This window comes from Phycisphaerae bacterium, assembly GCA_035384605.1.
Taxonomy (GTDB): domain Bacteria; phylum Planctomycetota; class Phycisphaerae; order UBA1845; family PWPN01; genus JAUCQB01.
In genome coordinates this window covers 47,110-59,031 of sequence record DAOOIV010000012.1, presented here as the reverse complement: position 1 = coordinate 59,031, position 11,922 = coordinate 47,110, and the positions used below count along the sequence as shown (strand labels likewise).

General features: G+C 61.0%; 9 protein-coding genes. All 9 read right to left on the bottom strand.

The annotated features are described in order from the left end of the window. Positions 1 to 596: 596 nt before the first annotated feature. Positions 597 to 1,619, bottom strand: coding sequence for a prepilin-type N-terminal cleavage/methylation domain-containing protein (locus PLL20_05165; protein HPD29362.1), 1,023 nt, complete (start codon positions 1,617 to 1,619; stop codon positions 597 to 599). Positions 1,620 to 1,815: 196 nt separating this feature from the next. Beyond that, a complete protein-coding gene (locus PLL20_05160) occupies positions 1,816 to 2,574 on the bottom strand; it encodes an MBL fold metallo-hydrolase (GenBank protein HPD29361.1) in 759 nt (252 codons plus the stop codon). Between the two features lie 24 nt (positions 2,575 to 2,598). Beyond that, the gene (locus tag PLL20_05155; protein ID HPD29360.1) at positions 2,599 to 3,474 is read right to left on the bottom strand and encodes an alpha/beta fold hydrolase; all 876 of its coding nucleotides are present in this window, start codon (positions 3,472 to 3,474) and stop codon (positions 2,599 to 2,601) included. 110 nt (positions 3,475 to 3,584) lie between these two features. Next, complete coding sequence (gene mraY, locus PLL20_05150; protein HPD29359.1) at positions 3,585 to 4,721, bottom strand: phospho-N-acetylmuramoyl-pentapeptide-transferase; 1,137 nt, start codon at positions 4,719 to 4,721, stop codon at positions 3,585 to 3,587. Positions 4,722 to 4,799: 78 nt separating this feature from the next. Then, positions 4,800 to 6,338 (bottom strand): UDP-N-acetylmuramoyl-tripeptide--D-alanyl-D-alanine ligase, encoded by a 1,539-nt coding sequence (gene murF, locus PLL20_05145; protein ID HPD29358.1) that lies wholly within the window; start codon positions 6,336 to 6,338, stop codon positions 4,800 to 4,802. 86 nt (positions 6,339 to 6,424) lie between these two features. Further along, a complete protein-coding gene (locus tag PLL20_05140) occupies positions 6,425 to 7,993 on the bottom strand; it encodes a UDP-N-acetylmuramoyl-L-alanyl-D-glutamate--2,6-diaminopimelate ligase (GenBank protein HPD29357.1) in 1,569 nt (522 codons plus the stop codon). 384 nt (positions 7,994 to 8,377) lie between these two features. Then, the gene (locus tag PLL20_05135) at positions 8,378 to 10,138 is read right to left on the bottom strand and encodes a penicillin-binding protein 2 (protein ID HPD29356.1); all 1,761 of its coding nucleotides are present in this window, start codon (positions 10,136 to 10,138) and stop codon (positions 8,378 to 8,380) included. A gap of 21 nt (positions 10,139 to 10,159) precedes the next feature. After that, on the bottom strand, positions 10,160 to 10,447 hold the full coding sequence (locus PLL20_05130; GenBank protein ID HPD29355.1) for a hypothetical protein: 288 nt from the start codon (positions 10,445 to 10,447) through the stop codon (positions 10,160 to 10,162). Next, a complete protein-coding gene (locus tag PLL20_05125; protein HPD29354.1) occupies positions 10,444 to 11,919 on the bottom strand; it encodes a LysM domain-containing protein in 1,476 nt (491 codons plus the stop codon). The genes PLL20_05130 and PLL20_05125 overlap by 4 nt, the downstream gene beginning before the upstream one ends. Positions 11,920 to 11,922 lie beyond the last annotated feature (3 nt).

The following is an 11,922-nucleotide window of genomic DNA, read 5'->3' as shown; positions in this document are numbered from 1 at the left end:
GGAGAGGAGGCTTTCCCCAGCTCCGAATCCGAGAGGAGGGATTCCCGTCTTGCTCCTTGGGACTCCCCTCTTGCTTTTCCCTTCCGCGCTCTTGCCCTCCGGCGCTTTCCCCAGCTCCGCGCTTTTCCCAACCAAGATGCTTTTCCCATTCCTTGTGTGGGGCTGAAAAGGGCGAATCGCGGGAAACATTTATAGGCCATTATTCAATTGTCCGAACCCAAGCTCTCTCGATTCATCTCCTTTCCACCAGCTTCTCAGGCTGAAATCCGGAAACGAAAAAAGGACAGCGTGAGGTCTCTCTCTCGCTGTCCCTCTAATTCCTTTGGACTCGGCCAGTGTCGGACCGCGTGGCCTTTCCACCAGCCAACACTTATATAACCGCCTTTCCGAAACGTGTCAAGAGATGAAAAGCAGGGTCCTTCCAACAGGCCTTTGCCGGAACCCGCCATGAGGTCTTGTCCCCCTGGCTAACGACGTTCGGTCGCTATCCCATTGTCGCAAAAAAACTTAGAGGCCCTATCTCTGCGCCAGTCCAGCCTGCTCCCTTGTCTGCTCGACCGTTTGGTGACCGCTATGACGGGAGGACATAAAGGAAATCACCAGAACTCAGGCACGTACCCCGGAGCGCGGTTGCCCAACCAAAGATTGCCCGGCGGGCTCTTGATCATCTGCAAATGGTGCATTCGCTCAACATGCCCGTCATAGAACCCGACGTTCATCCGAATGCGGGGCACATACCCTTCGCCGCCGGCTTTGCCGTTCACGACGTCCGTTTTGTAGTTCCAGCCACCTAGGCCGGCTGACGGCGGAGCCTTCTCGCCGTGACGAAAACGAAGGCTCTTCTTCATGTCGTCCGCAGGGAAACTACCGTACTTTTCCGGAAACACGCCCGGCTTAGGCAGTTCGACCAACAGTATCGGGTTCCCTCTCACTCCTTTCAAACCCGCGGCAGCGTTGGCCCCGTAGCTCATCCACAACAAGGGCATTCCCACCGGTGTCGAAATGGGACCAGAGACATTGGCCCAGACTGTCCTTTTTCTGTAATCCAGAACGTCAAAGCCAAGAGCCGACTCCTTGTTCTTCACCTTGACCGGAGCGTTGTCGCCCTTCTTGGGAGCTTCATACTCCAGCAGAAGGTCTATGTCATTGGTGTTCCATGCATCGTTTCCAAAACCGCGCCCCGCGACCACATCCTGTATGTCAAGTTCATAGCGGGTCTCAGCGATGAACTTCGGGCGATTGTACAGAGCATCACCGGACAGCAGCTCGCTCCGCTCCCCCAGTATTCTCACGTACAACGCGGGGATGGGCCACGGCTCGGGATCGCTGGGACAGGTGACAATGCCGGCTTGACGATTGGAATACCGGTAGACAATCGCAGCCCACCCGTAGTTCGTGCTGATGCGTTCGGTCTCCCTGCGCGCGGTTATCTCCGCAAGGTTAATCTGGAGGGCCGTTAAGCACTGTTTCAGATTGTTGCCGCAAACACTGGCGCGGGCGGCGTCCTGAGCTGCCCGGATCGAGGGCATCAGGATGGCGATCAGCAGCGCGATGATCGCCACCACCACCAGTACTTCAATCAGTGTGAATGCGGCAACGGGTGCCTTGGCCCGCCGCATGCCACCTCGTGTTCGCTTTCTTCGCGGCATTTTGACGTCCTCGCTCGATGTGCCCCATGTCCAAGGGATCGTCCCCGCCCTCACATATCATTATGCCACGGAATCATGCGTCGGCTCAAGAGCCTTCCGTTTGCCTCATCCCAAACGGCCAGTCATTTGCGATTTCCAAGCGGCCAGATGAAGTGTAGCTTCACCTTCATAGACTCATCAACGGCCCGAGGTCGTAGCGGGAAGCAACATAGAGCGGAAACCGCGGCCCGACCTCGCGACGATGAGCCTCCAGGGCCAGCTCCGGCCGGTTGTTCTGCTCGCTCAGGTGGGAAAGAACCACCCATCGCAGACGCTTGGCCGACTCGCGGACAAGTGCCGCAGCCTCCTGGTTGGAGAGGTGTCCTCCGCTGCCTCGGATTCGAGCCTGCAGGGAGAGCGGGTACGGCCCCGTTGCCAGCAGATGCGGATCGTAGTTGCTTTCGAGGTACGCGGCATCCAGCGTCGGCAGCAGCCTGCGAAGGGCCGCGAAAGAGTGCCCGAGATCCGTGAGAATGCCAAGCCGGCGCCCGGCATGCTCAACCACAAACACTGCACCGTCGGCGGCATCGTGGGGGGTGGGGACGGTATAGACAACGACGCCGTTGAAACGAAGCGGCTGTCCGACTTCAAAGTACCGTACATCCTTCAGGTGGCCCAGATTCTCGCGATAGGCCCGATGCGTCCGCGCACTCATGTAGATCGGCAGGCCGAACTTTCGCTGGTAGATGCCCGCGCAACGCATGTGATCGGCATGGTCGTGCGAAATGATCAAGGCGGTCGCATCGCGTATCTCATGCCCGCGGACGCGCATTCGGCCCTCGGCCGTCTTGCCCGATACGCCCGCGTCAAACAACAAGCGAACGTCTCCCGCCTCGACATAGATGGCGTTGCCGTTCGAACCGCTTTGCAGTGAATACGTGATCACAGAACTCTTCCTCCGACGGCGCCATCAGGGGCCCGCCGCGAGAACTTCTCCACTCTTCACATCGGCTTGCGAGGACATCCAGGCAACCAGATCGTCAAGAAACGGGCGAGGATCAGGCTCGAACTCGATGGTGTGGTGAGCCTCGGGATACTCGACGACGCCCCTGGTTGGCCACGGGAGAGACCGGACGAATGCTTTCGTCTTCTCGTTGTCGATGATGCGGTCCCTGCCGGCCAGGAATACCTTCAGCGGGCACCCCGGCGAGTGCCTGGCCAGCCGCGCCACCCGGGCGTCCAGACGACGCGATGCAAGCATGAACGCCACGGTCGCCCGGGACAGCTTCAGCTTGTCAGACCTGATGAATGCCTGACGGGCGGGATTGGCGGTAAAGAGCTCCGGCTCATCCAGGGGAATGTCGACCAGTTTTCTCCTCGCGACGACAGACGCCAAGCCGATCCGAATCTTTTGCGTCAGGGGCACGTCCACTCGGGGAAACAATCCGGGGGCGACCAGCGTCAGGGTTGCGACCCGAGCCGGAGCATGATTCCAAAAGGCGGCGGCCAGTTTGCCACCCCAACTCACGCCCAACAGGTGAAATCGCGGCAACCCGGTCCGCACGTGCAGTTCGTCCAGCCCGTCAGCGACATCGCGGAGCAACAACCGGGCCGACGAGGCGTGCCCGCGTTCGACCTCGTTGCGGCCGCTGCCTCGACGATCGGGCAGCAGCACGGCAAACCCCGCCTCGGCCAGGTGCGCCGCGGAAGCCTCAAACCAAAGTCCGTGCGACTGGATACCATGCAGGTACAAGACTGCCCCGCGCGGCGATCGAGGCAGCCACAATCTCGCGAACGCCTCATAGTGGTCCGAATGCCGGATCCGAAGCATCTCACAGGGCAACATGATGATTCATGGTATGCGCGAGACGCGCCGGGTCAAAGGGAGACGTCAGGCTGCCCCCGGTCCCTCGGCCGATACCCTCGGTCGCCGGGCGCGACTCCAGAGTTCGCCCCCTACCGTATTTTCACTGTTGCCAGGGCGATTCCGGCAAAGACGATCGCCAGGAGCCAGAAACGCGTGACCGTCTGCGTCTCGGTCCAACCGCCGAGGTGGAAGTGGTGATGAATCGGGGCGACCCGGAAGATGCGTTTCCCGCCGCTCATCTTGAAATAACCCACCTGCATAATGACCGACACGGCCTCGATCACGAACACGCCTCCGACGATGAACAGCATCAGCTCCTGCCGGGTGCAGATTGCCACATAACCGATCATCCCGCCCAGCGGCAATGATCCGGTGTCTCCCATGAAGACCTTGGCGGGATAACAGTTGTGCCAGAGAAAACCCATGCATGCGCCCATCATCGCACCGCACAGCACCGCCAACTCCGCCGTGTGCGGGATGTGGGGGAAAAGGAGGCTGTTGGCCAGTTCGCGATCGCCGCCAATGTAGGCCAGAATCATGAACACGAAACTACAAAGCACCATGCATCCGGAAGCCAGGCCATCCATGCCATCGGTCAGGTTCACCGCATTGGACGTGCCCGTGACCACCAGGATGGTGATGATGAAGAACGCGACCTGGTTCAGCTCCCAGCCGGTCTTATAGAAAGGGACGTTCAGAATGCGAAATGTCTGGATCTGATCGCCGCTGATCGTGGTGGCGTTGTATTCGCCATGCCGGTAAATGTAAAAGCCCAGCAGCACAGCCAAGGCGATCTGAAACAGGAGCTTCTCGTGCATCTTCAGCCCGTCGCGGGTCCCCGTGCGACGCTTGATGGTCAGCTTGAGCCAGTCATCCACAGACCCCAAAGCCGTCAACCAGACCATGCAGAACAACCCCATGGTGATGTAGTAGTTGTTCAGATCGGCCAGCAACAGCACGTTACACAGGATCACCGCCATGATCAGCAGGCCGCCCATGGTCGGCGTGTTCCGCTTATCGGCGTTGTCAAGGTTAAGCTGGGCGTGGTCGAACTCCGCCTGGTCGCCAATGCTGTAGCGTCTGAGTTGCCGGATGAACCATGGCCCCAAGAACCAGACCAGAAAGAAGCCCAACAATAACGCACATGTTCCCCGAAAGAGCGGGTCCTTGTAGGCGTAAGGCCCGGCGGGGTGACCATATAGTGCGTCGAACAAATGGTAAAGCACGTCCAGACCCGTTTCATGCAGGCCCGGCCGGACCGGCCCCTTCGGGAGCCGACGACCGGGGCAGACCGTCTCTTGTTCTCACAATGCAGCCGACGAGCGCAGCTTCTTCCTGCTCCCTGCCCCGACGGGCGTCTTCCCCTCAGGCAAAACCGCCCATTCCCTGATCACCGGAACAAGCTTCTCCAGCGCCAGCAGCCTCGAGCCCTTCATCAGGATGGTGTCATTTTTGTTAAGATACGACACGAGCCGCCGCTTGGCCGAAACTGCTGACGAGTAAGCGTGCGTCTCCACTGCTCCGCCGGAGACCGCCTCGATGGTTCGACTGACCAGCCGGGATTTCTCTCCAATGGAAATGACCATGTTCACGCCGCTGCCGGCGATTTTCTCGGCCGCCTGACGGTGCAGTTCATCCGATGCCTGACCCAACTCCCGCATGTCACCGACAATCAGGACTTTTCGCCCCTCGGTGGGCAGGCTGACCAGAACATCCACGGCCGCTGCCAGTGAGGCGGGGTTCGCGTTATAGGCGTCGTTGATCAGGGTCAAGTCTCCGACGCGCTGATACTCGAGCCTCATGGGAGGCAACGAAAACGTCGCCAAGCGGGCGGCGATCTCCTCGTGATCGACGCCCAGACGTCGAGCCACGCCGATGGCGGCAAGAGCGTTCAGAACATTGTGCCGACCGGGAACCTGAAGCTCGTACTTGAACCGGTCATTCACCGTGAACTCCAGATGGACCGGCGGAAGCGTCTGACTCACCCTCCGGTCAGCTTTCTTGGCCATACTAACCTGAAGGCTGGTCATGCGGATGTCGGCGCCCTTCCACTCGCCGAACGTCACGCACTTGAGCCCCGCCAGTCGCCGATCCCGCTCCAAGGTCTTGCGAAGCACCTCGCAGTCGGCATTGACGACGGCCAAGCCTTCCGGCCGCAGGTAGTGCAGCAACGAAAGCTTCTCCTCTGCGATTTGACCGAGACTTCCCAAGCCTTCGAGGTGGGCCTCCGAAACACCTGTGACGACGGCGATTTCGGGCTCGACCAGCTTGGCCAACGCGGCGATCTCGCCCGGTGCATTCGTCCCGACCTCACAGACGACGAAGGCATCGGACGGCTCAACCGACAGCAGCGTCAGCGGGACTCCGATGGAATTGTTAAAGCTCTTGACGGAGGCCCGGCCCTGCCAGCGTCCGGAAAGCACATGGGCGATCATCGTCTTGGTCGTGGTCTTGCCGTTGCTGCCGGTGACTGCGATCACGTTCAGCGATCCGCCGACCACCGAGCGGCGATAATAACGGCCCAGGCGCCCAAGGGCCTTTACCGTATCGTCCACGCGGATCAGGAGAGCTTCCGGCTTCGGGTCGGTCACCCGGCTGGGGCCCACTCGTGAAGAGGGGAGCTTGAAATCGTTCCGAACGACCGCCGCCGTCGCCCCGCCGGCTATCGCCTGCTCCACGAAATCATGCCCGTCGAAGCGTTCTCCGGGAATCGCGATGAAAAGATCGCCGGGTTGGACCTCCCGCGAGTCGATGCAGACGCGCGAGAAGCTACCGGCTGATACCGGCCGATCGCAGGTTCCTTCCAGTGCTTCAATCCCCTCGGCAAACGTCAAAGGTCTCATGCCCTGATGCCCTTCTCTGGGTTCGGATCGCTCTCGCCCCCAGCCCCCGATTGATCGTTTCCACCCTCCCGGTGTTCATCGGCTGTTCACCTCAACCCCGACAGGACTTCTGCCGCAACGGCCGAGTCATCGAAAGGAAAACGCTCCCGGCCGATTTCCTGGTAAGTCTCGTGTCCCTTGCCGGCCAGCAGAACAATATCCCCCCTGTCCGCGAAGCCAATCGCCGCTTCGATAGCCTTCCGTCGATCGGCTTCCACGCAAACTCGGGAAACGTCGGACGGATCGAAACCCGTCATGATTTCCTCAATGATGCTCATCGGTTCCTCGGTCCGCGGATTGTCGCTGGTCACCACGATGCGGTCTGCCCACTCGGCAGCCACTCGTGCCATTCTCGGGCGCTTCGTGCGGTCGCGGTCGCCCCCGCATCCAAACATCACGATCAGCCTGCCACCACTGCGCTGCACCAGAGGCTTGAGGGCTGATAGCACGTTCTTCAGGGCATCATCGGTATGGGCGTAGTCGACCAACACGGTGAAACCCCGGTCTCCGCGAGCCCTTCCGGCGGGCGTTTCCACGCGCTGCAACCGACCCGGGATGCACTTGGCCGCCTCCAGCCCGGCGACCACGGTCACCAGCGGCACCCCCAGCGCGATCGCCGAACCCGCCGCCGCGAGGCTGTTCTGAACATTGTGATTGCCGATCAGCGGTGAGCACAATTCGCAGGATTCCTCGCGTCCCGAGGCGGTGACCGTCCCGCGGAGTACGAGAACAAACCTTGTCCCCGAGGCACTGATCTCTTTGATGATGGCACAAACATCCGGCACCCGGCCGTCAGGGCGACTGGCGTTCAACTGCACACCGTAACGGATCACGCGCCCGCGGCAATCCGCTGCGACGGCGTCGCCGTGAGGATCATCCATGTTGACCACCGCAGCCGCGCTGGAATCCAAACCGTCAAACAGTTTCTTCTTGGCCCGCAGGTATGACTCCATATCCCTGTGGTAATCCAAGTGGTCACCGGTCAGGTTGCTGAACGCCCCGACGGAAAACCGAATCCCCGCACACCGATCCTGGTCCAACGCGTGGCTTGACGCTTCCATGACCGCATGGGTCGCACCGGCCTCAAAAGCCTCCGCCAGGTAACTCATGATTGCCGTTGCCGGCGGGGTGGTCATCGAGGCCGTCACCTTGCGAGCCAGCAAATCGTATTCGATGGTACCCAATAGCGCGGTCGGGCATTGAGCCACCTGAAGAATGGACCGCATCATGAAACAGAAAGTGCTCTTACCGTTGGTGCCGGTGATCCCAATGACCCGGAGCCGGCCGTCCCGTTGAGCCTTGTCCAAACCATAGAGCGTCGCAGCCAGGCGGCCGGCCACTCCGCGGCTGCTGCCTACCACCAGACCCGCCACCCCAGGCGGTAAAGCGACTGGTCTCTCGCTGACCACCGCCACGGCGCCCTTTTCGACCGCCGCCTCCACAAACGCGTGACCATCGGCGCGCAGGCCGGTGGCCGCGACAAAACAGGCTCCAGGCGTCACCTGTCGGGAGTCTTCCAGGACCGACGTGACCACAGGGTCGCATGGACCGTCCCATCTTTCGATCAGGCCGGTCTCACCGATCAGTTGGCTCCATCTCAATCCATGATTGGGCATCTTCTTCCGTCAGTTCCTCGTTCCAGTATGTCCTAAGGCGGACCGCCTTTTTGCAGGCCGCAACCCAAGCGCTCTGCGATCCAGAAACATGCGCGCAAGCCGCACAGATGTCTGGCCGTAAGGTTCTATTCCAGTTGACGGACAGCCTCCGTGCAAAGGACGGATCCCTTACTCGCCGAACGTGACCCGCGCGGCAGGCATGCGAACCGGGGGCAACCGCCGGCGATCGCGAAACCAGGGCCAAATAAACCTTGGCACCGACGGGAATGGGCTCTGACCGTACCGCGCAAATCGTCTTATCCCTTGCCCGCTGTATGAGGCGGCCGTGGTCTGTACCCCGGACAACGCGCTTCACGAGTCCGGACAAACGCCTGACATCACAAATCAATTGTATTTCGTTTGGGAATCCCTCGCCAGATTAGCGTGTTTCTGGGGCTCCTCCTTGTCAGGCGGGACGTTTAAATAGGGCAAAACACCCTCCATGATCGTCTTGACCGCCGGCAACGCCACCGTCGCGCCGTAGTAGCCTATGCTCCTCTTGGGCTTGCGGATCATGACCAGGACCGCAACCCTTGGGTCGCTGGCCGGGGCCGCCGCGACGAAGGAACCGAGATAGGCATCCGGTTCGTAATGGCCGCCTCCGATTTTCGGTATCTGTGCCGTCCCGGTCTTACCCAGCAACTGCCATTTGGGGATATTGGCCGGTTTCCCGGTCCCCTCGGTGACGACTCCGATCAACAGCTTGCGTATGGTCTCGGCGGCCGTCGGGTTGATTCTCTGACCCTTGTCGATTACACGGCTGTTGTCCCGCACCAGCTTTCCGTCGCGGTCGATCACAGCCAGAACCACGCGCGGCTGAATCAGACGGCCTCCGTTGACCAAGGCGCAGAATGCCGTCAAGATCTGCATGGGTGTCACCGCGATTTCCTGCCCCATGGGAACCGAGGTCGTCGTGAACTTGTCCCATTTCCGCAAGGGCATGAGCAGGCCGGGGTCCTCACCCGGCAGGTCGATACCCGTCGGGTGGCCGAAGCCCAGCGCATAGAGCGCCTCGTACATCCTTTGGTTGCCCAGACGTTCCCCCAGTTTCGCCATGCCGATGTTGCTGGACTTGGCCAGAACCTCTGCCGTGGTCAGAAAGCCGTAAGGATGATGGTCGTGCAAGCGGCGAGCCCCGACGGCATACAAGCCGTTTTCACAGAAGATGGACTCGGTTGGCGTCGTCACGCCTTCGGCCAGAGCGGTCACCATCACGAAGGGCTTGAAGATACTACCCGGCTCCACCGGATCGGTGAGTACGCGGTTTCTTCGCCGTTCCGGCGGGACCTCCGAACCTTCGGAAGGCGCATAGGTCGGCTGGTTGGTCATAGCGAGCACCTCGCCGGTCTTTGGATCCATGACCACGCCCAGGCCGCACTCGGCCTGAAAACGTGCGACCTGCTCCGCAACCGCCTTCTCAACCATTTCCTGAATAGCGACGTCGATGGAGAGCACGACGTTGTCACCGTCCCGCGGGGCAACGGAAGAATCAGGCACGGGAAGCACCGCCCGCCGTCGCACGTCGCGGTAGACGTCCCGCTTGCCGGGCGTCGCGTGGAGATAGGCCTCAAAATACTTCTCGACGCCCTCCAGCCCATTGCCGTCCTTTCCGACAAAGCCGACGACGTGAGAAGCCAGCGAACCCATGGGGTAGGTGCGAAAAGGCTCATTGTGGACGCCGATGCCGACGATCTTGGCTTTTTTGATCTCCTCCACCACCCTGGCATCCACCGACCGCTTGAGAACGACGTAGCCGGGTGCAGTGGGCTCGTCCAGAAGTGCCCGAATCTCACGGGCCGGCATGTTCAGGATACCGCTGAGGGCTTGAGCCGCCTCCCCTCTGTCCTCCATGGGTCGTGGATCGGCAAAGACCGTTGGAAGCTCCTGGCTTCCGGCCAGCACGCGAAATCGCCGGTCGAAAACGAAACCCCGTCGGGCAGGCATGGGAATGGTGCTGATCTGCCGTTCCTGAGCATATCGCTGCCAGAAAGGCGCTTCCTTGGCCCGCAGATGAACCAGACGCCCGACCAGCAGCGCCAATGCCCCGCAGATCAGATAGATGATCCACTGTGCGACCCGCATTCGTTGTGCGGCTGCCGATCCCACGGAGCAACCTCCTACGTTCCGTCAGCGTCGGCCCGGTGTTCCCGGCATCATGCCGGAGTTTTTCTGTCCGCTCTTCTGAGCTTCTTCGAGCAAACCAAGTTCTGCCGCCCGCTGGCGGATCATCTCGGGCGATTTCAGCCTGGCCAGATCCATTTCCTGCTGAGAAATACGTTCGTTGACCCGGGCCTGCTCGATTTGCAGCTCCTGAAGACGTCGATCGTGCCGGGCTCGCTCGACCCGTGCACTCACCACCGCCAGACCGATCATGGTCAGGCCGATCAGAAGACCGATCATCCGGGGAATGGTCATGTCGACGACCGTTTCGACGAATCCGAGGTCGGCTTGCGCTCAGGCAGGCGAATCCTGTCGCCGACTTTCAGCTTCGCCGGATTGATGTTCTTGTTGAGTTTGACGATTTCTTCCCAGTTTGCCGATCCGCCCAGTTCCTTGCTGGCAATCAGGGCCAGGGTATCTCTCGGCCGAATGGTGTACCAGCGATAACTGCGATCATCCGACTTCTCCGAGGAAATCGACCGTTTCTCCCCCGAGGAGGCTTTGGGCTCGTTGCCCTGCTCGGATTTGGCCTTGTTGCCCGTTGCAGATGCCAGAGAATCGTGGTCACCGGTGTTGCGAGCGTCCTTCGGCTTGTCCACGGCATCCGGCACCGTGCGTGCCTTCGCCATCACCTCCGCGTTGCCCTTCCTCTGGTAGGCGTCAAGCAGCTTCTCCGGCGGGGGAACAACCCGTTCGGCGTGAAGCAGCCGAAGCCCCGTGCTGCCCTCCGAATCGGGTGATGATGAGCCCGGGTCCTCAGGGCGAACCGGACTGCGACCGACCGTTACATCGCTGTCCATGGAGCCGTTCCTGAGGTTCACGGGTAGCACGGGAATCAGGAGGGTTTGGCCTGTCTGCACGACGTGCCGGTCGCGGATCCTGTCGCGGTTCGATTTCAAAAGAAAGTCCACAACCTCGGTGGACTGGCTGTTGTAGTGCTTCCTGGCAATCCTCATGAGGTTGTCGCCCTTTTGTACCACGTAGGTGGCAGGCACGGTCAACTCACTCGTGACAGGCAAACGGTCAACCGGAAGCGAAGGCGATGTTTGAGATCGTTGCACCTCGGGAGGCGTTTTGGGCGGGTCCGGCTCGGGCGATGGTTTCGGCCCGTCCGGTCGGGACAAAGGTGTCACGTCATTCGTCGGAGCGACGCGAACCGGCGCGACCGTCGGGGCATCCGGCCCGACCCGCGGTTGGGGCATTAGAGCCTCGGTCAGCTCAGAGCTGCCGGGCCCCAGCTCACGATAGTCCGGCTTGGCGTTAAAGACCGCGGGGTTCGGCAGCCCCCTATTCCACGGTTCCGTTGCCCGAGTCAGTGACTCCGCAACATGCTCCCCCGTAGACACAGCCGGGCTCGTGGCCGTGCTTCGCGGAATGATCGGTTCGGGCAGCCGAGCAAGCGTCTCAGGCCGACTGGCGGCCGAGTTGCCGTGCCGCGACAACATCATCTGGAGATCGCCGCTCGGTGGATGATTGCCGGTCTGCAACAGCAACACCGCAAAGACCACGATGAAGCCCAGACCCATCAGCAGCCCGATTTTCGTCTCGCGAGTCATCGAAACCTCCGTGTCAAACGTGAAGAACCCGTCCTTGAACAACGGATTGCGAGGCGCCGGCAACGGTCGCAAACCGCTCACGCTTCGTCGTTGCGGCACGGCCAACGCATGCAGGCCGGCCACGATACAGACAGCGATATCCCAGGCGTCATTCCCCCACGCCGACCTCAAGCC

What these genes read in the sequence shown, in the direction of transcription:
- PLL20_05130 (HPD29355.1), bottom strand. Translation starts at nt 10,447, where the DNA reads ATGACCATTCCCCGGATGATCGGTCTTCTGATCGGCCTGACCATGATC.
- PLL20_05155 (HPD29360.1), bottom strand. Translation starts at nt 3,474, where the DNA reads ATGTTGCCCTGTGAGATGCTTCGGATCCGGCATTCGGACCACTATGAG.
- murF (HPD29358.1), bottom strand. Translation starts at nt 6,338, where the DNA reads ATGAGACCTTTGACGTTTGCCGAGGGGATTGAAGCACTGGAAGGAACC.
- PLL20_05165 (HPD29362.1), bottom strand. Translation starts at nt 1,619, where the DNA reads ATGCGGCGGGCCAAGGCACCCGTTGCCGCATTCACACTGATTGAAGTA.
- PLL20_05140 (HPD29357.1), bottom strand. Translation starts at nt 7,993, where the DNA reads ATGCCCAATCATGGATTGAGATGGAGCCAACTGATCGGTGAGACCGGC.